Below are 22,185 nucleotides of genomic sequence, written 5' to 3' on the forward strand. Positions count from 1 at the left end.
AGGAAGCCTGTTATGAAAACCACTTTTTGGGTCTTGTTATTCTTTTTTTGTGTTGCACACACTGCTTCTGCAGCGTCGAGTAAAACCAGCAAAGCCGATATCATTCGTTATGTTGTGACCTCACCGGTTATAGAGCCTGATGTCGATTGTCGTAATACCGGCGCGAAAGATGCCGTGGAATTATTTTCATGGCAAATGTTTTCCCGCCTTAATTCACCGATTTATTATAATGAATCCTCTTATGGTGGCAAAATTGATCCGCCTCAAGCTTTTTGGGGGGAGTTGCCCTCTTGGGAGATGAAGGCCCCGAATGTTGCGCCTTATTGGTCTTTGTGGTTCAACCAGTCAGACATTCAACATATTGCTCCGCCTTTTATACGGCTCGATAAACATTGGCAATCTGATAATGCACATTTGATTCAATTTCCTCCGGTGGATGAAGAACCAAAAGATAAATTTCATGGTCAAGTGCCACTGGTGGATAACTTCGGTAATACCGTTCGGTACGAAATTTTATTAAATCGCCCTTGGTTTTATTCCTCGGCGCTTTTTCTAGAAGGCAGTACCATCGAGTCCGATACCGGTAACTTTTTTAACTTGGGCAAGTGCGGAACTTACGCAAGCACATCCATAGAAACCGGATCATTAATTAATTTACCCACTATTATGGTGAAATTGGCTTGGCGAAAGTTGACCAAGGAAGAAGATCAAAGCCGCTATATTACCATGGCGGACGGTAAGGAAGTTTGGGGCCTTGCGGCATGGCATATGGCAGCCAAAACCACCAAAGCTTGGCCGTGGATTTGGTCAACGTATGAACACCGCAATAATTTTGAAGGGTATACATATAACGGGGAAAAAGTGCGTGCCAGTTTTTTGGAAACCGATGAGCAATGTCAATCGTCACCTTGCGGTACACCTCTAGAGCCCAATACCGATCAGTCGGGCAACGTAAAGCGCTTCAACAGTATCGTGAAAAGCGCTTTTTTAAAGGATGGATCACCTTTAACACATTATAAAATGTTGGGTGTGCAGCATGCGTCTTTTGACACGATACCCGAAGATCAAATTCCTACCTACAAAGAAGATTTAGCGGCGTGTGAAACTATGTTATCAAAAGAGGGGCCACACCCACCGTTTTATATTTCAGACAGTCATCGCTATATTTACAGTTATAATGTTGCTAAAACGCAATGTAATATTGCTCAAGAGATCACTACGCCAACGTTGTTTAATCCCTTATTTGAGCCCTTTCCAGCTGTACCGCCTAAAAAGAATTTCAGTTGCATTAGCTGCCATGTGGACGCGAATATCATCAACAAGCCCGGAATGATTAATACCTTTTCGGATTTTAGTTTTACTCCTACCCATTACGGCGTTCCTAGCCAAAAGAGGAAAGAAAAATGAGTGACACAAAAACAAAAGCAATAGGATTCTTATATACCCTAACCACCAATAATGAAGTGCGTCAATCTTGGGCGGTTAATCCCACTTGGGATGAGTTTTTTGAATCCGATTCCGACCCAATAGTAGACACCTTTAATAATATTGGTGGGTATGCCAGCGGGCGTTTTTCAAATCCCGAACAAAATGAAAAAGAATGGCAAACTGCTGTGGTCAGTATGAATGATCAAATTGTAGAAGGCGTTATTGACGGAGACTTAAGCTCATCGGATTTTGCAACTGGTATGAAACAGCGTTTGGCTGTTTTGATCAGCAATATTGTTTATAACGCCGACGACCGCCAATCCTTCCTTGATAATCCACAATCTTATATCGATAACCTCTCCAGTGACGAAAGTGCAGAAATGAACTTCTCGTCTGAATTTAAAGATCATTTGGTGAAGTTTGGAGAATTGGTCCAAGGTGGTGAAAAAGACAAAGCAAAAAGTTACCTAACGGAAGTGCTGAATGGCGATATGGTGGCGCAATACTTGAAAGAGCAATCGTTAATTTGGTAAGGCTAGAAATTCTAGAGCGATAAAGTGTTATCGCTCTAGATTAGCGACCGAGTTTTTTGCTTTTTATTTGGATGTAAAATGTTGAGCCAGAGTGTAAAAAAACTGGTTGCAGATTTACTGTCAAATTCGGAGTCTTGCGCCGAGTTTGACATGTTTTCGCAATCGGTTCCCTTATTTTCCCCGCAATACATCGAGTGTCGGTTTAATCATGATCCTTCTCTTGATTATCTTTATTGCATTAATACCCAGGAATCTTTAGACGAATTTCCTCTCAATGCGTCAACCCGCCAGGGAATTGAAGCTTTGCTCCAAGCCTGCCCCCGGATTCCCTATATTTGGCTAGAGTACGATAATATTCAGCAGGGTAACTTTTCTCGTGACCCGTGTTGGCATGCCTGTATTAGCCCGAATTACCTCTCAACTTCGTCACAATCTCCCATTGAATTTGAAGAATTATTGGCAGTAATGAGGTTATTAACTCAGTCAGAGGGCATTGACCCTTCACTCAAGTCATTACTGCATCGTTTGCATCAACGAAATGTGTTGATTCACCTTTCGTGTATGCGCGAACGGGTAAATAAAAGTGTTAAATTATTCATTAAACTCCCAGCCAATGGCGTACAGGCGCTACTAAACGATATTGGTTGGCCGGGTGATTTCTCTACGGTCAAACATTTATTGCAAAAACCATGGTTACGCCCTGTGGGCAATGGGGTGGTAAGCCTAGATTTAAAATGGGAGGGGTGTTTATTACCGTACATCGGTCTTGTGGAATCCCGGATTACCCTTACCAAACCTCCTGGCCCACAACGCCTCGCCGGCTTGATCGAGCAGGGCGTGCTGCAATCGGATCATCACATCCACAATGTCATGCGCTGGCTTGACCGAGATCAGAACCCCTCCGCCCGTTGGATTGACCTTAAAACCACGAATGATGGGGAGGGGACTCAGCAGACGAAAGCCTACTTTGGATTTCAGGATACGACAGAGGCGTTTATTCGTCGGTTTTTTGGGTAGTGTTTTTTGTTTATCTTATGATTAGATTCATTTTGACTCAATATTATGAAAGCCAGTCTAAAAAATAGGCATGTTGTTTGTGAAAGATTCTATGAATAACTACGGTATTGGCGATGCTTCCTACCAAGCAGCGGGAGAGCTTGCGGGGATTACGCGATTGGTGGACGACTTTTATCGGTTTATGGAGACGATTCCAGAAGCCCAAGAGATCCGTCGTATGCATCAGGACGATTTAACGGAGTCTCGTAGAAAGCTGGCGTATTTTTTATCCGGCTGGTTGGGTGGGCCAAAGTTATATTCTGAACATTTCGGTAGTATCAATATCCCGAAAGCTCATCAGCACTTAAAGGTGAATATTCAACAAGAGCAAGCGTGGTTATTGTGTATGGAAAAAGCTATCGCACTGCAACCGTATAAAGAGGATTTTAAGCAATACCTGCTTGAGCAATTACGAGTACCGGCGAAAAGAATTCGTTTGACGGGAGAAGAAGCCAGTGACTCTTGAGTTTGCAAAAAAATTATCGTCTTACCGCAGGGGTTTCAATCAATAATTGATTCGCTCGCCACGCCAAAAATAATTCCAAATTCACATATTCCTCTGAGCCTAGGGGATAGGTTTCAGCCCTGACGCCGGTGTTACAAAAGCGCAATCGTCGGTGGAGAGAACCTAACGTTTGCCATTCCAGCCGATAAATGGGGTAGCCATTGCTGTGGCCTTGGCTTAGGGTGTCGCCTCGAAGTTTTTTTCCCGCATTCCATTCGTGGCAGTGGTGGCAAGCGAGGTTCATTTGCCCCCGACGTTGATAAAAAAAGTCTCTACCTCGTTCAAAAAACGGTTTTTCATTATCGGTGATGTTGACGTTAAACGGCATTCCTTTGGATAAATTCGAGACATAGGCCGTGAGTGATAATAATTCGTTTGACTCATAGGGGAAGGGGGGCTGATGTTGGTATTGAGTGCGGCATCGATTAATACGCTGTTCAATATTCATGAGCTTTTTTGTCGTGCTATCGTATTGCGGGTAAAGCGTAGCCGCGCCCACCAGCGGCTTTTTATCTTGGTTATGGCAATGTTGGCAAGCCGGTGTGATGTTATCAGGCCTTTTCGAAAACCATTGTTGGCCACTGTCTACCCATAATAAACCGGGGTTGGCAAAACTGTCATTTTGCAGTGCTTGGGTGTTGTTGGATTGAAAATAGAACCCCGAGCGTTCTTTATTGAGTGTTCTTTCATTGAGTGTTCGTTCGGCAGTTTCATTGGCGTTCGTGTTTATGCTTATGAGAATAAACGCGTAGGTTATTAACCAGCATGATGAGTGTAAAATATATCCGGTATTCATTAGGGTTGAACGCTGATTGATCGATTTTTTTGAGTGACCTTGCCGTTTTGGTCCGTCCAAGTAAAGATCAGTTCACCGCTTTGGGTTGCTTTGATAAAAAAGGTTAAATACGGGTTGGCAGCAATGGCGGGGAAAAACTCGGCTTCAAAAACCACATTATCGAGATACGTACATTGAAAGTGTTTCAAAATATTACGCGGCATTTTTTCGCCGTCTAAGCCACGTCGAAAGCCGGTTTCCATGGGATGAGAAATCAGCGTTTTTATTTCGATGACTTCACCGGGTATAGCGCTGGTGGGTACGGAAATACGTGCATTTAACATGAGTTATCTCGAATCAATAAAAAGTGATCATCGTGGCTATTGGCATCGTGGCTATTGGCATCGTGGTTATTGGTATTGTGTTTATTGGCATTAGACAAAGGCCTCTACGCAGGCGGGTAGGGTAATGGTGGTAAACGCACTGCCTGCCCAATGAGAGCCATCGTTTAAGGTGGCGATGGCGGTAATTATTTGCGATGCCGATAATCGAATTCGTGTACTTATCTGTGCGGTGCCGCTGTGTGGGGTGAGTTGAAATGCGGCCACTTCAGGTAAGGGGTTATTCTCGGCAAAGAGACGTAACCTTTTGACATACTGTTGTTTGTTCATAGGGCTTTCTACGTGTACGCTCAGTAAAACGGAATTACCATTTTCAGCCAACACCGGCATGTTTAATGTTACTTTTCCATCGGAAATAGGCTCTTGTTGATACACGGATGTGATGGCGTTTAAAAAGCGTTCGGATGGGCCCGGGTAGTCTTTGGGGATTTCCTTTGGGCGAGCAATAGACGATGCTGCCAAAGAATCTCGACCGAACAAGGGCAAGGCCATTGTGCTGATGGCAATGGCCCCCTTCAGAAAGTGCCTTCGGTTTAGAGTATGGATCTGAGGGTGAGAGGTGTTGGAGTTCATTGTGCTTGGCTCAAGTAGGCGATGATGTCTTCGATTTCTTGCGCAGATAAAATGGTTTTACCTTGGTAAATCGGGTCGACGTTTTGCAATCCTTTGGTTTGAAAATACGCGGGCATGATGGAATTAGGGTTGATTCGTTTAGGGTCTATGACTCGATAACGAATTTCCTCTGTCGTTAATCGATTACTGACGTTGGATAAGTCTGGGCCAATATTACCTTGAAAAGCATCATGGAAGGTATTGAAGCGATGGCATAGTAGGCAATTGCCTTTCTCGGGTGCTTTTATCCATTGCTTCCCTCTTTTGGGATCGCCGGGTTGTGAGGTGAGCGCAGGCTCTGAAAAAAGTGTGCTTTCAGTTGGGGTATAAACAATAGACATATTTCTTAAAGTCGTATTTTTTATAGAGGTATTTTCTGTAGGGATATTTTTTATAGGGTTACTTTTTATAGAGGTACTTTTTATAGGTGTATTTTTTATAGGTATTTTATTTATAGGTGTATTTTTTGTAAGGCTACTGCAAGACATAAGCCCGCTGATAATAAAAACGAAAAATGTGATGGAAAATAATAGTGTTAAAAAAGAGTGTGTTTTCATGGTTTTTTTCAAACCGTCAACGATGTAATACCGCCATTGTGTAATGCTTTTACTATACGATTCTATTCCGATGTCGATTTTTATCTCTTTCTTTTTGTTTGGTCGTTGGTGTAGAACCAAAGGCTTCTTGAGTAATGGTTTTGAACCAGTGATGAGCATAATCAGCTTCTTTCTGACGATGAGACGCTGGTGCGTTGGTGGCACTGACACCTCCGGCTCCTGGGGTGGGCGACCACGCTGATTGGGTGGGTTGGTAAACATCCGCCACAGAAATACCATAGTTAGGATTGATCAAGCTATAACAAGTGTTGATCAGGGGGACTGAAAGTGGGTCTTGATCAGACAATAATCTTGTCACTTGTATGGCGCATAACTTCGCTTGAGCGTTCGCAGCGAACGCCGATTTGGGCATGGCATTGGCAATGGCAGCATCGCCGATAATATGGACATTGGGTACACGGGTTGATTCAAAAGTGGCGGGTTGGATTGGGCACCAACCAGAAGCGTCGGCAATATCACTGGTAATGGCAATGCTTCCCGCCTGTTGTGGCGGAATCACGTTGGCGACATCTGCTCGAAACTCGTCAAAATCCGTATGCAGCGTGTTGCGTTTGGCGTCGATACGAACGACTTGCGCACCGTCAGATAACCCCTGCCATTCGATGAGATTGCTGTACTGCTCTTTCCAAGCACGTTGAAACAGCGACTGCTTTGAAAAGCGATCTTTTGCATCCAACACAATCAATTTTGAGCGGGGTTTATGGGTTTTCAGGTAATGGGCAATCAAACTGGCCCGTTCGTAGGGGCCGGGGGGGCATCGGTACGGGTTGGCCGGTACGCTCATCACCACGGTGCCGCCGTTGGGCATGGCGCGCAGTTGATCACGCAGTAACAGTGTTTGCGGCCCCGCTTTCCAGGCGTGGGGCATCCGTTTTGCGGCCTCAGTATCGTAGCCTTCAAGGGCACTCCAGCGTAAGTCTATACCGGGTGCTAACACTAAGCGGTCGTAATTAAGCACGACGCCATCCTCTAATGTAACTTGTTGCTGTTCGGCATCGATGTATTGCGCCATCTGACGCACAACGGTGACGTTCTCTGGAAACCCTTGTGGTTGGAAGGTTTGTGCTTCGATATTCCTCAGGCTCGCGATCACCAGGTTGCTCATGGGGCAGGCGACGTACTGTTCGCTAGGGTCAACGAGCACCACATTCACACCGCTTTCGGCGAGCACTCGGGCGCAGGTGGCCCCGGCAAAGCCTCCGCCAATGACAACCACGTTTGGGGAGTGCTTCGGTGCCCTTTGAGTGAGGGCGCGCTCGGAAGAACCCGCTGTACAGCCTTCGAGCAATGATAGTGCGGTCAATCCGGCTCCTGTGAGACCGGCTTGCAAGCATTGACGCCGGGTTATTGAGTGAGGGGGGGAAAGGTCGTGATCGCGTGTGTCTGTCATAACAAGTGGAACCGAGATAAATGAGCTTAAGGGGTCGATGAAGGAGAGGTGGTGCTTGCCAATACGTTAGCGATCGCCCGTAACTGCTCTTTGGAATACCCCTTTGCAATGCGATTCATCAACGTCCCTTCGAGTTGCCCTGTTTTATACGTTATTAGCTTGGTAAACAATTGATCCGCAGGTTGATTGTGCAGCAAAGGCGGCGATAAGGGGGAGGATAATAGAGGACCATGGCAGCCATTACATACGGCGGCCATGGCCTTGGCATCCTCCATGGAAACCGGCTCAGCCATACTGGCCGAAGTGGCCAGTATGGTGCTGCCTGCAAGCAGAAATGATTTCAGAAATCCCATTTAGGCAATCTTAACGTCCGAGTACTTGGTCAGTGGCAACTGACGTACCCGTTTTCCGGTTGCCGCGTAAATGGCATTGAGTACCGCTGGGGCCGCGACGGCAATCGTGGGTTCGCCAACACCCCCCCAGAAGCCACCTGAGGGCATGACGATGGTGTCTACCTTCGGCATTTGTGCAATTTTCAGCGACGGGAAGTCATGGAAGTTGGATTGTTCAATGTGGCCGTCTTTCACCGTGCACTCGCCGTAGAGCATGGCAGAAAGCCCATACACAAACGAGCCAGAGACCTGTGCTTCGATTTGTTGCGGATTCACGGCATGACCGGGGTCAGTGGCGGCGACAATCCGCTCCAATACCACGGCACCACTTTTATCGACGGAAACTTCCGCACACGCTGCCACATAACTGCCGAAGGCATTACACACGGCTAAGCCACGATGAATGCCTTTAGGGGACTTCTGACCCCAACCGGATTTTTTCGCCACCGCTTCCAATACCGCCAAACTTTTGGGGTGATCTTTCATCAGGTTGCGACGAAAATCTAATGGGTCTTTGCTTCCGGCTTCGGCCAGCTCGTCAAGAAAAGACTCCATGTACACCATATTTTGATTGGCGTTGACGCCACGCCAAAAGCCCGGTGGGACGTGAGGATTACGCATGGCGTGATCCACCAACAAATTCTTAATACCGTAGCTAATGGCTTGATCACCCTCGGCCATCATGCCTTGGAACACAAACGGGTCTTTGCCGTCTTTTAAGAAGTTTGGAAAGATCGCCGCCACAATCGATTGCCCAGAAATCCGCATGTGCAATGAGTCGAGATAGCCTTCTTTGTTCAGTCCGCCCACCATGCGCGCCTTGGTCACCGGGTGGTAGTGGCCATGTTGCATATCTTCTTCGCGGGTCCACAGTAATTTGATGGGGGTGCCCGGCATGGCTTTGGCGATCAATACCGATTGACGTACATAGTCATGTGAGCTGGCACGACGACCAAAGCCACCGCCTAAATGAATTTTATAGACATCGCATTGTTCCTGAGGCAGGCCAGCGGCGTCCGCAGCGGCGGCTAAAGCGGTTTCACCGTTCTGTGTTGGGCACCAGACTTCGCAACGGTCTTTCGTCCATTTGGCCGTGGCGTTCATGGGCTCCATGGTGGCGTGATTTTGGTAGGGGTAGTGATAAGTGGCCTCGACCACTTTCGCGGCACTTTTTAAGCCCGCGTTAACGTCGCCATTTTCATTTCCCACGAAGACGTCTTTATCAGAGGTTAACCCCTCGGTAAGGGACTTCTCGATGTCCGCTTGCGATACGTTGGCATTAGGGCCTTCGTTCCATTTAATGGGCAGTTGATCCAAGGCCGTCTTCGCCTGCCACCAGGTGTCGGCAATCACGGCAACGGCATTATCGTCCACTTTAACGACAGATTTCACACCGGGGAGCTTCATCACTTTAGATTCGTCAAAAGACGCGACGGTGCCACCAAAGACCGGACAGGCTTTGATGCTGGCGTTCAACATGCCCGGCAATTTCAAATCGGCGCCATAGACTTGCTTACCGTTAAGCTTGTCTTGCGTGTCTAGTCGTTTGATGGGTTTGCCGATCAGCTTCCAGTCTTTTGGATCTTTTAAGGTCACTTCTGTGGGGGGTACCAATTGTGCGGCATCAGACGCGATTTCACCAAAGCGCACTTTTTTCTTGCTGCGTTTACTGATCACATAGCCGTTCTCAGCGTAGCAATCGGCAGGTTTGTCTTTGAGTTTGTTCGCGCCAGCTTCCACCAGTAACGTGCGGGCAATGGCGCCACCTTCGCGAACGTATTTCTCGCTCCCACGAATACCTTGGCTGCCACCGGTGGAAAAATTGCCCCAAACGCGATTGCGCTCCAAGCTTTGGCCGGGGGTGGGGTATTCCCAGCTAACGTTGTCCCAATTGCACTCCAGCTCTTCGGCGACCATTTGCACAAGGCCGGTCAGCGTGCCTTGGCCCATTTCAGAGCGGGCGATACGAACCACAACCGTATCATCTGGGTGAATGACCACCCAGGCGTTCACCTCATCAGGTTGTTTCTCAGACTTGGCAGCATGAGCGCCTATTGGCAGCATCATGCCGAGAGAGAGGCCGGCACCGGCGGCACCGGTGGAAATCAGAAAGCGACGACGGCTGACGGCGATCGTATGAGTACTCATGCTTTTACCTCCGTGTAGAGTGCATTCGATGATTGCTCAGAGGCTGCATTTGGGTCGAAAAACTCAACCGCATTGGTCGTTTCGGTTTGTTCCGAGTTCATTTCTTTAGCCACTTTTTTGCCGGCTTTGATCTCAGCGGCTAAATGGATACCCTCGCGAACACGCTGAAAGGTGCCACAGCGGCAAATGTTGGTGATAGTGGAATTGATATCGTCGTCGCTGGGGTTTGGGTTGCTATCGAGCAATGCAGCGCAGGCCATGATCATGCCGGATTGGCAATAACCGCATTGTGGGGTATCCAATGCTGCCCAGGCCTGCTGAATAGGGTGATTCGTGTCTTCAGAGAGTCCTTCGATGGTGGTGATTTTTTGATTTTCGGTGATGGCAGAGAGTGGATAAACGCAAGAGCGTACCGGTTGTCCATCAAGATGAACGGTACAAGCGCCACATTGCGCAATACCGCAACCAAATTTAGTGCCGGTTAACTCTAAGTGTTCTCTTAACACCCAAAGGAGTGGCGTGGCGTCGTCGGCGGAAACCGTAACGAGTTTCCCGTTAACATGTATTTTCTTGGCCATACGGTTGGTTACCCCATTTTCTTTTATATGTTTTTTAAATGTCTATTTTTGTGTCTCTTTTTCTTATTTTCTCTTGTCTTGGTCTTTGTCTGTAAAACTTGTCCGTAAAAATAGTTTGTCTGTAAAAATCATTTGCCTAGACAGGTAAGAGGGATGCGTTTAAGGAAATGCTCATCGTTGTGGCTGGCACCAGCTCTTTTATCGACTCACTATCTTTTAAGATCAATCGTTTTGAAAACAATCTCTTAAAAACGATCTTTTAAAACCTGTCTTTCATCAGTCTGACGTTCAAAGAACGTTAAATTAAAAACAACCAATAAAAAATCATTATAGGTAGGTTTAACTTTACCGTGAAATAGTCTACTGCCAATTTGATGACAAATCATAATGGTTGCGCCATGTGAATGGATTTTGTCGTCATTAAACCTCTTTGACTTTTGTTTCTATGGCTCACGTTCTCAGGTCAGTTTCGATAGTGTCGGACTTGGGCGTCCAGTGCTAATGCATCCAGATAGTGCTCTGTCATATCATTTAAAATAAATTTTGCACCTTTACACCAACGCTCCCGCTCTTCTCGTTGTTGGCTTTTGATGAGTTCAAAGAAAAACCCACTGTATTGGGCCTTAATGGCGGACATAATCTGTTGTTGAGTGAGTAAATAATTCATGGCGCAAGAAGCTGTTTTACCCGACAGCTCCCATAACTGACTGTCGTGTTGTAGTGGAATGTCGGCGGCATCTAAATAAAACAAATAGGGAATATACTGTTGATCATGGCCGGTCTCGGAGAGAGTCAGTTCAATGGCCAAGTGACCTGCGATGATGGATGGAGGCACACCTCGCCCGGCTTTTTTTAGTCGCAATAGCCAGTCGGGTTCACCAATCCCGTGGGTTTTTTGTACGACGTCAATAGGTTCTTCTGAGCCAAAATTCGCCAGAGTTTTCCCCACGTGTGCGGCGAGATAACGTTTAAAGAGCTGCTTTCGACGCCAGCGATGATAAATTTCTTTAAAGATGGGGATCAGTGCCTGTGCAATCAGGATGCTGCCCAAAGCGATGCCGATTTTGAGAATGAGTTCTTCCGTCATACTGTTTGTGAATGGATCCTATTTGTGAAGAGATTGATACTTTGCGTAAGTTGGATATTAATGTACCGAATGGGTCTGTATGTGTTCGTATATTCAGTGAAAATTGGGGTTCATTAGGTTTGGGTTGAAAGGTTCAAATCGATAAGAGTCACGTCGATAAGAGTCACGTCGAGAAAAGCCAAGGTCGATTGTATGCCATTCTGGATTTTTTTACAGGGATTTATAATCAGCCAAAATCGGTGTATGTGAGTTGTGGGCAACAGGGAAGATGGACAAAAGAATGCAGACAAGGATGACAAAAATAATGAGATTGAGTGCCTTTTACATCAAGTCATTGGTAAACGTTTTCAGTAGTGAAAAGGTCTTTTGACCCAATTTTGAGCGATTAAGTTGAAAGTGGTTTCGACGAAAAAAAAGCAAAATTATAACTTTTACCGTAAATTCGCAACACTTACGGTAAAAGTTGTCCCTTAATAAATGGCGAGTTGTTACCTCTACGGGCTCTCTTTCAGTGCAGATTCAATAATCGCCATATACTGCGGGATGTTGTTCATGTCGTCTTGCAATGAGTAATTTCCGCCGCCGATGGCACGTGCTTTAATCAGCTCCAATACTAATCGTAACGATTTCACTTTTTGTTCTGGTGCATCTTCTATGATGCCGCTGACCCCAGCGCTAATGGAAATTCCTGAAGTGGTGTTACTCATTCATGCAGCTCCTTATTCTTGTTGGTGTCGCAATCGTGTTTGCACAGCAATGATTTTTACACGGTGCAAATATTTGCCCCGATATGCGATGTAAGATCTTTGTTTACAATAAATACACAGTCAACTAAGGCATGCCCAGTAAGGACGTGCTCAATAAAGACACGCTTAAAAAAATAGAGTTGTAGGCTAGGTTATGATGACCGCACATCCTCAAGGAATATGATGGTTTACTTTTTCGACTATCGCAATGTATTAATTTAATTCTGATCTATTTCTTGATCACGCTCATAGACAGAATGTTATGTAATGAGTATTTCAATGAATGTTTCAATGAACGGCGCGACAGGTGTGTTTTTTTAATGGTCATTTTCATTAATGATGCATGAACAAAAGATTGGATTAATGAAATTTACATTAAAAGAGTGCATTAAGTAGAGATGATAGTGCGCTTATGGCATCCAACTTAGTGGTGCCGCGTTGTAAGAGGCTGTTTGTGTTAGTAATGTTATTACCAATTTCGGTAATAATTGTATCGATAAACCGGTTTAGGTTATCTGGATTAAATTCGGCCTGCTGCTTTTAAAGCCATATATTTATTGACCAAGGCGACGTGTAATTTTTTGGGAGTGGCATCGACAATGGGAATTTTTCTGATTTCTAGCGCTTGTAATAGTGTGTTGCGGTGTTGGGTGTACACTTCTGTGGCAGCAAATTCGATAGACTCCGTAAAATTATTCACTTCCATGGAGTGGCTTTCATCGAGTAAGGATTCTTTTATACAGGCTACCAGTACAATGTGTTTTGTACGGAGTGTTTCAACTGCGCGCAATAAATCGTCGTAATCGTCGTCTCTTGGGTTGGTTAATATCACCACTAATGCGCGTTTTTGGTGGCGTAGCATCAAAGATTCGGCTGCTTTGGATAAATCACTGGCTGAAGCAGAGCTGTGAATGTCGTATAGGTTATTCAATAAGGTGCTCATGGCATTTTTGCCTTTCACTGGCGGCAACCAGCGCTCTTGGCCTGCAAAACTCATAAATCCAACCGCATCGCCAGCAGACAGTGCAACGTATGCGGTCAGTAGCATGGCGTTTAACCCGTGATCGAAATGACTAAGATCTCCGTCTTTGGTTCGCATTCTTCGTCCGCTGTCGAGCATGAACAATATTTCTTGATCACGCTCATCTTGGTATTCTCGTGAGATTAACTTGTGCTGGCGTGAACTGGCTTTCCAATCAATTTGTCGTAATTCGTCCCCATGTTGAAACTCGCGTAATTGTTTAAAGTCCAAACCCAAGCCTAAACGTTGGTTAACGTGAGCGCCAATATGGCTTAATTTTTGTTCATAATTCAAAAAGTTGAGTTTCGAAATTGCCATGTAATTCGGATATATCTTAGTGGTTTGTTCTTGTGCTAAACGTATTTTCCGTTGCCAAAATCGAAAAGGCGATTGAACGAGCACCTCAACTTGCCCAAAGTGAGCCTCTCCACGTTGCGTTGCGGTGATTTTATATTGTGTGGTTAAAGTACCACCGGCGTAAATGGTTTCAGTGCGGGGAAGGCCAGAAATCTTAACGCGATTAGGATAAAGGTCAGTATAGGTGATACGTAAATTGTGTCGACTGCTGTTAGTAAAGTGTAATGAAACACGATTTGTACTGCCTAAAGAAAACGTCGTAGGTAATGATCGTTTGCAGGTTAATTTAAAAGCAGTGCCAGAAAAAAGCCCATCGATACCTAATACCATTACAAAAAAGGCAAGGCCTGCCCACCAGGCATAGGCTATCCACTCCCAAAAGTTTTCTTGCGAATAATTATCTGTTAGCAAACGAGATAGGGCCACAACTATCGCGAGTATTACCAGAATCAGTGTGCTACGCAGTAATCGTTGATCAGGAATTAACGTCATTTTATGTTTGTTAGCCTGGGGTTATTGGGGCTTAAAATCCACTTGGTAAATGGATCGGTATCCGTTCGTTATTGTCATCAGTCAGTTCTTTTAGCAATAAACTGTTTGCTACATTAATAATGACGTTAATCATTGAATGGCGTAACAATGCTAATTCTTTTTACTATTGTCTGGGAGCGTCCACCGATTGCACAACTTGTTCCAAGACTTGATCTGGGGTGAATCCATCGATTTCGGTATCGGGCGATAGCAGTACCCGATGTCTCATGACGGGTATGGCCATCGCTTTGACATCATCGGGCAAGACATAACGGCGCTCGTTCATTAACGCCCACGCTTTTGCTGCGGTAATAATACCGATGCTGGCTCGTGGGCCTGCGCCTTTTAAAATGGCGCCGCTATGGCGGGTGGCATGGACAAGACGTACCGCATACTCAATAACTTGATCATCTACTGTGATGGCCTTTGTCAATTGTTGTAATTCAATAATGTCTTCCGGGGTGAGCGGGTCAGAGACTTTCTCATCCAGACTTTCTATGGCTAAACTGCCACTGGTCACGTTTTTGACCAGTGTTTTTTCATCGTCTAACGCGGGGTATTCCATAAAAACTTTCAATAAAAAGCGATCCAGCTCGGCCTCAGGTAGAGGGTAGGTGCCCTCTTGTTCAATCGGGTTTTGTGTGGCAAGGACCATAAAAGGCCCCTCAATAGGGTAAGGCTTGCCCTCAATGGTCGCTTGTTGTTCTTGCATTACTTCTAATAGTGCAGCTTGGGTTTTGGCGGGCGAGCGGTTAATTTCATCAGCCAATAATAAATGGGTAAACACGGGGCCTTTGCGAACACTGAATTTACCGCTGTGCATGTCATACAGTGCATGGCCGGTGATGTCTGATGGCATTAAATCGGGTGTAAATTGAATGCGCTTGAATTTACCTGAAAAGCAAGTCGCTAATGATTTGACTAATAAGGTTTTACCGAGGCCGGGTAAACCTTCTAATAAAATATGGCCACGACACAGTAAAACAACAATCACTTGGTCAATAACGTCTTCTTGTCCGACAACAATATTGCGAATGTTAGTGCGGATTTTTTGGATGTTCTGAATGGCGTTGTCAATCTTGTTGTCGTGATTGTCGATGTCGTTCATAGTGCTTCCTGAATTTTTCGAAGAGTTTTCACGGTATGAAATAGCGTGATTTCAGAATACCTTTCTTGTGGCAATAAGGCGAAAGTAACTTCTTTTATCGGCAGAGTGGTGTGCTTGGCAATTAACTCGCATTGTTGGTGATCTGAGTATTGAATATAAGCGGTATCCTGTAGCATCATTTTTTGTGTAATACGTGAGCGCAATGCCGATAACAATTCGTTGTGGTGTTCATGCCGCCAATAAAATTGGCCCATGGCGCGAATGTGTTCAGCCAGTGAGCGTCGAATAAGCGTATTTTCTTCTTGAAGGGGGCCAAAGCGAACACCGGACTTCATAGCCCATGCCAATAAAAACAGCCCAACTGCCACGATGACTTCTAAAGCATAAGCAGACAGCAACTCCCAAAGTGATGGCCAGTTTACTGTTTCTTGAAACATCACCCGCTCACGTTTCTCCGTCAAGAGCATTAATAGATGAGCGTTGTCGAGTAAGCCTATGTAATTATTGCTCCACAGTACCGTTGTGGAAACGACCGTGATGAATCCTCGCTCAAGAGAAAAGTGCAATAGGTGAATACCCGATTTTCCTTTGCCTACAGAGTGTAATGTTAACTCTTCTGCGGGAAGTAAGGGTTCGTGAGGTGCTTCTGCTTTTTCATTGTCTTGTCCCCCTTGTGGGGGTTTATGATTACTGCTGTGATGATCACGATTTTCTTTTGTTTGGGCTAAAGGATGGTTCAATACTAAAAATGCAGGAAAGGCATTCCACAGTGTTTCTTGAGAGCCATATTCTTGATGGGCATATTGATGATGCCGAGTATTCAAAGGCGATGGTAATGTGTCTGGAGTGACGTACACGATGATTGAGTCTGATAATTTTTCTTCTCTTTCTTGAATATTGACTCTGACGCGCTCACTGGGTTTTAGTGTGTCTGGCTTATTCTCAGTGAATAGTGTTGTGTCGGCTTCATTTGCCTCTTCGTTATATTCTTCATTATCTTCATTCTCTTCGTATTCAGCATGATAGTATGAATACTGTTTTTTAATTTGAAAGGCATCGGCTAGGGGGCTGGGTGCCGCAGAATGAGCAGCCCAAATTAAGTGTCCACCAGACTTTACCCATTGAATAATTTTTTCTGCAACCAGCGTATCCGAAATATGGGTTTCATCGGTTAACACCAACACATCATTTTCTTTTAACGTGTCTAGATCTTTTAAAGACGTGAGATTTTTTGACTCTATGCCTTTTTCTTTCAATAACAATCGCGCGCCTAAATAGCGAAATTTTTTTACTTGAAGGCTTGGGCCATCGTCTACGATTTCCGTAACGTACTCAAAGTTCGTAAAAAAATAGTAGCTTCCTATGGCCACAAGGGTGATGACAAGAATGGCGATTTTATTAGGACTCATTGACTCGCCCCGTGATCTAGCACCTGGGGAGGGCTGTGTTGAAGATTGCTCCAATCGTTCGCCAGTGACAAAATTTTGGATTTGTCGGGAAGGTGATGGCCATAAGCCAATTGCAACCAACAGTGGGTAAGGGCCGTGAAGTATGATGCGATGGGTGCTGGGCAGCTTGCTTGAGCTAACTGTGCACATTCCATCTCAGTGCACCAGCTTTTGAGTGAGACATGGTGTCTGTGCGCGAGATCATGAAGATTGGCACGATACAAGAGTGATAGCGCTTCCTTAAGCTGATTGGTACTTAAAAGCGATTGTATGGTGCCAATAACATCCGTGGGTAGGCTTTCTTGCGTGACCTTCATACCCATGATGGTGTCGGGAATGTCTGACTCCAGTGGAGAAAGCGATTTGCTTTTCGGCGCAATAAGGCCCTCGAAATGGTGTCGGAAGTGCCAAAGTATGAGCCCTATGATCGCGATGACTAAACCCCAAAGGAGAATCTCTACAAATAGGGCAATATCGATGCGATTGGAAGGGGCGCCAAGGAGAGAAAGCAGCGAAAGAATGGCGCTAATTATCTTTTCACGAATGGTTTTTACTATCCCATTCGATGTTTTTGGTTTCCAGTGGTGAACTTCCTTTTCGATAACGAAGGGTGGCGACTCCAGAATGGACAGAATACGTTCTTTGGTGTCGAGTGTGGCATCTGCATCGCTGCGCCAAAGCGTTTGGCTTTCTTCGGGAGGCGGTATCTGAGCGTCAGGGGTTGATAACGTTTTTCGTGAAGTTGTTGATGAAGTTGTTGATGAATCGGATGACTCTTGGAGCAAAGCGTATTTGGGCGTTGGCTCCTCAGCGATGGCAGCGGCTGGCAGCAACAATAAACCACCGATAAGCATTGTTCCTAGGGTGGGAATGATGGCGGTAATTATAGAGCGCACTTTGGTTAAGTCGGGCAGATGCCTTTTTTGTTTTTCACGGTTTTGCTGCTTTCGAGCGTTTTGAAGACGGGATTCGGCGCATTGCTTAAATTGAATTTCGATGTCCCACGCTTCCAGTTCAATACGGCGATTAATATAAAGATAAAAGCCACAGGCAACATAAAATGGTGTAATGATCGCGATGGAAATAAAATACAAAAAAGTGTAAACATATTCGATGACGGTTGGGTTCTCAATAATGCTCCATAGGGTATCGTAATTGATATCGACTTGTTCAGGGATGAAAAGCACCACCAAAGAAACGCAACCAAATAATAAAAACATTTCGGCATGTATGAGTGTAATGGTTAACCAAGTTGCAGCTCGGTTAGTAGACCGGCCCAGTAATCGACGGCGTTCTGCGCGGGCGTGTCCTTTTTGTTTTTCGAGTACGGTAATGGCAAGGGTAAATGAGCGGCAAACGCTGAGGCGCCGCCACGTTAAAGCGGCGAAAGCATCAAAAGTATAGAGTCTAAACCAGCCTTTTAATGTCATTTTGGGTCGTGCAAATTCCCCAAATAAATATCGGCTAAGGTAGAGTAACGGAAGGCGCTCAAAAAGTGGTTTTAGCCACCAAATGATAAGAGGCAGTAGGGTAATAAAAGTGCTGTCTATGATTGCAAATGGAATGGAAACGATCAGTACTGGAATTACCCATGCCAGGAGCAGAGGCCAATACCATTGGCGGGCGAGAGCGATACCCATATCAATCGCTTGCCATTTGTTGCGCAGTTCTGGGTTGACTTGCAAGCGATCAAAGTTCATTGCGATAACCCAGTCGAGAATAAAAACAAAACCAAATGACCAGCGCCCAAAACAGGACTCCTACAGACAGTTTGACTGCAATGGGCAGGGTGCTGCTGGAAGACCAAAAGGCTTCTAAAAAAGCAGCCACGAATAGCATAAGTGTTGCTCCATACATGATGTGCACAGCATCCCTTGCTGCCAATTTCAGAGCCGTTAGGCGAGTATATTGTCTTGGGTTGATCAGAGCGTGGCCAATTTTAAGGCCCGCTGCCCCGCTAAAAACAATGGCGGTTAGCTCAAACGCACCGTGGCCAATAACGAAAGGGTAAAACGTGCTCGAAAAACCAGCCATGGTGAGTCGAGAGGCAACAGCACCAAGATACAATCCATTGAATACCAAAAAGAACGCTGCTCCTAAACCGAAGAGAATACCGCCTGCAAACGTGCGAAAGGCAATGCCGATGTTGTTGTAAATATAAATCCCAAACATCGCAATGTCAGTATCAGAACCTCGGTTTTCACGGCCTAGCTTATTGTTCTTTGGGTCGTACATAAACTCTATGTCTTGCACAGTGTTAGGTTCAATAATACTGTAAATAAAAGAGGTGTCTGCGTAGGTAAAAAAAGCGGTGAACAGTCCTGGTACAACAAACAATAATGTGGCCCAAAGAACGTAAAACCCATTACGTTGAAGCGCAGCGGGAAAGAGAGCAATTGCCTTCAAAATATCATGCCAACGTATTTTTCCGCTGTGTTCATACAGGATGTGATGGCCTTGAGTAATTAAGCGATTTAAATAAATTTCGATACTACTGGCATAATGACGTTCACGCACCAAAGATAAATGCCCGCAAATTTGCCGATAGAGCGTGGGGAATTCTTTGCCGGGCGTAATGTTATTGGTATGGTAATGATCAATCATGGCTTCGAAGGTGTGCCATGTGTCTTGATATTTGGTTTCGAATTCTTGTTGTTTCATTTGTGACCCAATAACCACGCACCAATCGATTTCAGCAATTTGGCCCCTTCCTCACCTTCTTTATCGGTGACCGGTTTGAGAAGAGTGGCCAGTTCCTCCTGGCGAGACTCGGAGATGTCAGATGATCGTAAGGTAAATTCAGTAATGGCACGGCGTTCGTTTGGGGTCAGTGCCTTAGGTGGTGCGCAAGGCTCTAAAGCGTTTTCTTTGGGCGCGCGCATGGGAGCTGCGGTATTGTAAATCACGACGGTTCCGGCCGCCATATCGCCCAGTCGCTGAAAATGCTTACTTAGGGTCATGCTCGTTAAGCCAAAAACGTAGAAAAAGGGCAGGATATCGACGGCACGCAATAGGTTGCGAATAAAAGAATTTCCCCATGTGACGGGGGTAAGATCTTCATTGACTACTTTAATTTTAAACGCTTTTTTCCCCGGTGTTTGGCCATTACGAAAGACTTCAAATACCACGGGATAAAACCATTCCAGCAAGAATAGAGTAATCAGAAAAAAGCCCTCGCCGGCTTTGCCGAGAAAATCCGTAGTGATAAAGACGATACAATATACTAAGCCGCGCCATAAAGAATCGATGGTGTAAGCGAGCATACGAGGTATAGGCCCGGCAGCGGCAGCATTAAACTGGATGCCTTCGGGAGTTTCGACATTAAAGTGAGTATCTAGCGGTGTGTTTGTGGGGCCTTGAGCATTTACGGTCATAATGCAATTTACGAAGCACTTAATGGCATCGCTCTCCTTGCTGAATGGCGTTTTTTGTCACAATTAAATGCCTTCTAATACTCACAATGCCTAAGACAATAATAAATTACCTTGGTAAACAGGATGCTTCCAATAATCTGGATACCAAAGCAAGATGGTAGCTTAGAAAATTACAAAACTGAAGTTGCGGTGTTTTTCTCAAACCAATGCCGGGTTCGATTGGCAAAACCCACCAATGAGAGCATAACGGGCACTTCCACCAATACACCAACCACGGTGGTTAATGCAGCACCGGACTGTAAACCAAACAGTGAAATGGCGACGGCAACGGCCAGCTCAAAGAAATTAGACGTCCCGATCATGCAAGCCGGGGCGGCAATATTATGAGGAAGTTTTAGCGCTTTGGCTGCGCCGTAGGCAATGGCAAAAATACCGTAGGTTTGAATTAATAAGGGAATGGCAATTAAGACGATGGCTAAAGGCTTTTCAATAATGGTTTCAGCTTGAAAGCCAAAGAGGAGTACGACGGTTGCCAATAAACCGGCTATTGAAATGGGTTTAAGCGCTTGAATAAACTGATTCAGTTGAGAGTGGTTCTGTTTTTTATCGAGAATGGAGCGTGTAGTGATGCCAGCGGCTAATGGGATAATCACATAAAGTAAAACGGAAAACAGTAAAGTATCCCAAGGGACACTCACATCACTAATACCCAGTAAAAAAGCGGCAATGGGGGCGAAGGCAAACACCATAATGACATCATTCACGGAGACTTGCACCAGCGTGTAATTCGCATCACCTTTGGTGAGATGGCTCCAGACAAACACCATGGCTGTACAAGGGGCAACGCCGAGCAATATCATTCCGGCAATGTATTCTGTTGCCGTGTCTGGGTTAACCCAGGGGGCAAATAGCACCCTAAAAAATAACCAACCAAGGGCGGCCATGGTAAAAGGTTTGATGAGCCAATTGATGACTAACGTCAGCAGTAAGCCTTTGGGTTTTTTACCGATATCTTTAATCGAAGAAAAGTCCACTTGAATCATCATTGGGTAAATCATCACCCAGATAAAAAGGGCAACGGGAATATTCACCCCAGCCATTTCCCATTGTGCAAACCAGCGGAAGAGATCGGGAAAGAGATTGCCCAGTAGAACACCAGTAATAATGCATAAACCTACCCAAACCGTCAGAAATCTTTCAAATACACCCACTTTTTTTCCTTTATCAATCAATTAATGTCTTTAGCGCCGATCTTCGCTCGGATTCAGGCATCATTGCAAGGTTAAGTGAACGTAATGTGTTTACGCGCCGTGTAATTTCATCCATCACAGAAAAGAAAGCGGCTTTAACGTTTTCCTCCGTATCTTGTAATTTGGATGGGTCGGGTAAGCCCCAATGCAGTTGAATAGTATGACCAAACCACACCGGGCAAGCTTCATTGGCGGCAGTGTCGCAAACGGTGATGACAATGTCTGGCTGAATGGCTTCAAAATCATTCCAAGATTGGCTGCGTAAGCCTTGGGTAGAAATATGGCGTTCTTGTAAATATTTCAAAGTGAGAGGGTGAACTTCACCCGATGGCGCGCTGCCGGCGCTGAAGGCGGTCAGTTCCCCTTCAGACAAATGATTGGTGATGGCTTCACTAAGGATACTTCGGCAGCGATTGTGAGTACAAATATAAAGAATTTTCATGGAAGGGGTGGGGCCATATAAAATGTTGAATGAGTGAGGTTTGAGAGAGTGGCTTGATGGTTTTTTAAGCACTCTACAGACCTATCCTTTACGGGCCTTTATCTTAGCGTGTTTCAGTCTTATACACATCCTTTTTTATTTCTTTCAAGAAGAGGCCATAAAATTGTCAAGAAAGGTTCTACCGTTTTTTTTAATGACACTCTCAACTGAAGTTTGCTTTAACGTTATAAAACTGCAATTGTGGCAAAATCAAACTGAAGGGAACCTCTATAAATTCGTTTTTTTAGCGCGATAATTTTCTAATTTTTTCTACCGGAACATTTACCGAAAATAATTATCATTACGCATTTATTTACAAAAATATTGGATAAAAATTCGTTCTTTTG

22 protein-coding genes are annotated in these 22,185 nt (G+C 45.2%); 4 read left to right on the forward strand and 18 right to left on the reverse strand.

Annotated features, from left to right (window positions below):
* The first annotated feature begins 12 nt into the window (after positions 1-12).
* From LU351_RS18310 to LU351_RS18325, 4 genes are all read left to right on the forward strand, one after another.
* On the forward strand, positions 13-1,407 hold the full coding sequence (locus LU351_RS18310; protein ID WP_232595548.1) for a hypothetical protein: 1,395 nt from the start codon (positions 13-15) through the stop codon (positions 1,405-1,407).
* The gene (locus LU351_RS18315; RefSeq protein WP_232595549.1) at positions 1,404-1,961 is read left to right on the forward strand and encodes a hypothetical protein; all 558 of its coding nucleotides are present in this window, start codon (positions 1,404-1,406) and stop codon (positions 1,959-1,961) included. The genes LU351_RS18310 and LU351_RS18315 overlap by 4 nt, the downstream gene beginning before the upstream one ends.
* A 78-nt stretch (positions 1,962-2,039) precedes the next feature.
* Positions 2,040-2,978: a hypothetical protein gene (locus LU351_RS18320; RefSeq protein WP_232595550.1), complete on the forward strand. Its 939-nt coding sequence runs from the start codon at positions 2,040-2,042 to the stop codon at positions 2,976-2,978.
* Between the two features lie 79 nt (positions 2,979-3,057).
* Entirely contained in the window at positions 3,058-3,483 is a 426-nt protein-coding gene (locus LU351_RS18325; protein WP_232595551.1) for a group II truncated hemoglobin, read from the forward strand.
* Between the two features lie 13 nt (positions 3,484-3,496).
* Here LU351_RS18325 and soxA read toward each other — a convergent pair whose 3' ends face one another.
* The 18 genes from soxA to LU351_RS18415 form a co-directional block, all read right to left on the reverse strand.
* Positions 3,497-4,318 carry a sulfur oxidation c-type cytochrome SoxA gene (soxA, locus tag LU351_RS18330; protein ID WP_232595552.1) on the reverse strand — a complete coding sequence of 274 codons (822 nt, stop codon included), beginning with the start codon at positions 4,316-4,318 and terminating at the stop codon, positions 3,497-3,499.
* A complete protein-coding gene (gene soxZ / locus LU351_RS18335) occupies positions 4,318-4,641 on the reverse strand; it encodes a thiosulfate oxidation carrier complex protein SoxZ (RefSeq protein WP_232595553.1) in 324 nt (107 codons plus the stop codon). Before soxZ ends, soxA begins: the two co-directional genes overlap by 1 nt.
* Positions 4,642-4,731: 90 nt before the next feature.
* Positions 4,732-5,271, reverse strand: a complete 540-nt coding sequence (locus tag LU351_RS18340; RefSeq protein ID WP_232595554.1) for a thiosulfate oxidation carrier protein SoxY — start codon at positions 5,269-5,271, stop codon at positions 4,732-4,734.
* Positions 5,268-5,651: a sulfur oxidation c-type cytochrome SoxX gene (gene soxX, locus LU351_RS18345; protein WP_232595555.1), complete on the reverse strand. Its 384-nt coding sequence runs from the start codon at positions 5,649-5,651 to the stop codon at positions 5,268-5,270. Before soxX ends, LU351_RS18340 begins: the two co-directional genes overlap by 4 nt.
* 268 nt (positions 5,652-5,919) lie before the next feature.
* Entirely contained in the window at positions 5,920-7,317 is a 1,398-nt protein-coding gene (locus LU351_RS18350; protein ID WP_232595556.1) for an NAD(P)/FAD-dependent oxidoreductase, read from the reverse strand.
* 26 nt (positions 7,318-7,343) lie between these two features.
* Positions 7,344-7,670, reverse strand: coding sequence for a c-type cytochrome (locus tag LU351_RS18355; protein WP_232595557.1), 327 nt, complete (start codon positions 7,668-7,670; stop codon positions 7,344-7,346).
* Positions 7,671-9,857: a xanthine dehydrogenase family protein molybdopterin-binding subunit gene (locus LU351_RS18360; protein WP_232595558.1), complete on the reverse strand. Its 2,187-nt coding sequence runs from the start codon at positions 9,855-9,857 to the stop codon at positions 7,671-7,673.
* Positions 9,854-10,435 carry a (2Fe-2S)-binding protein gene (locus LU351_RS18365; protein ID WP_232595559.1) on the reverse strand — a complete coding sequence of 194 codons (582 nt, stop codon included), beginning with the start codon at positions 10,433-10,435 and terminating at the stop codon, positions 9,854-9,856. The genes LU351_RS18360 and LU351_RS18365 overlap by 4 nt, the downstream gene beginning before the upstream one ends.
* A 463-nt stretch (positions 10,436-10,898) precedes the next feature.
* Positions 10,899-11,522: a hypothetical protein gene (locus tag LU351_RS18370; RefSeq protein WP_232595560.1), complete on the reverse strand. Its 624-nt coding sequence runs from the start codon at positions 11,520-11,522 to the stop codon at positions 10,899-10,901.
* A 494-nt stretch (positions 11,523-12,016) separates the two neighbouring features.
* On the reverse strand, positions 12,017-12,229 hold the full coding sequence (locus LU351_RS18375) for a hypothetical protein (RefSeq protein WP_232595561.1): 213 nt from the start codon (positions 12,227-12,229) through the stop codon (positions 12,017-12,019).
* 559 nt (positions 12,230-12,788) lie between these two features.
* On the reverse strand, positions 12,789-14,138 hold the full coding sequence (locus tag LU351_RS18380) for a DUF58 domain-containing protein (RefSeq protein ID WP_232595562.1): 1,350 nt from the start codon (positions 14,136-14,138) through the stop codon (positions 12,789-12,791).
* Between the two features lie 163 nt (positions 14,139-14,301).
* On the reverse strand, positions 14,302-15,285 hold the full coding sequence (locus tag LU351_RS18385) for an AAA family ATPase (RefSeq protein WP_232595563.1): 984 nt from the start codon (positions 15,283-15,285) through the stop codon (positions 14,302-14,304).
* Positions 15,282-16,694, reverse strand: coding sequence for a DUF4350 domain-containing protein (locus tag LU351_RS18390; RefSeq protein ID WP_232595564.1), 1,413 nt, complete (start codon positions 16,692-16,694; stop codon positions 15,282-15,284). Before LU351_RS18390 ends, LU351_RS18385 begins: the two co-directional genes overlap by 4 nt.
* Complete coding sequence (locus LU351_RS18395) at positions 16,691-18,433, reverse strand: DUF4129 domain-containing protein (RefSeq protein WP_232595565.1); 1,743 nt, start codon at positions 18,431-18,433, stop codon at positions 16,691-16,693. Before LU351_RS18395 ends, LU351_RS18390 begins: the two co-directional genes overlap by 4 nt.
* A complete protein-coding gene (locus tag LU351_RS18400) occupies positions 18,423-19,394 on the reverse strand; it encodes a stage II sporulation protein M (RefSeq protein WP_232595566.1) in 972 nt (323 codons plus the stop codon). Before LU351_RS18400 ends, LU351_RS18395 begins: the two co-directional genes overlap by 11 nt.
* Positions 19,391-20,107, reverse strand: coding sequence for an RDD family protein (locus tag LU351_RS18405; RefSeq protein WP_232595567.1), 717 nt, complete (start codon positions 20,105-20,107; stop codon positions 19,391-19,393). Before LU351_RS18405 ends, LU351_RS18400 begins: the two co-directional genes overlap by 4 nt.
* A 170-nt stretch (positions 20,108-20,277) precedes the next feature.
* Positions 20,278-21,318, reverse strand: a complete 1,041-nt coding sequence (gene arsB / locus LU351_RS18410) for an ACR3 family arsenite efflux transporter (RefSeq protein ID WP_284285566.1) — start codon at positions 21,316-21,318, stop codon at positions 20,278-20,280.
* Between the two features lie 13 nt (positions 21,319-21,331).
* On the reverse strand, positions 21,332-21,799 hold the full coding sequence (locus LU351_RS18415; protein WP_232595569.1) for an arsenate reductase ArsC: 468 nt from the start codon (positions 21,797-21,799) through the stop codon (positions 21,332-21,334).
* Positions 21,800-22,185: the final 386 nt, after the last annotated feature.

It is taken from the genome of Marinibactrum halimedae, assembly GCF_021234875.1.
Lineage (GTDB): Bacteria > Pseudomonadota > Gammaproteobacteria > Pseudomonadales > Cellvibrionaceae > Marinibactrum > Marinibactrum halimedae.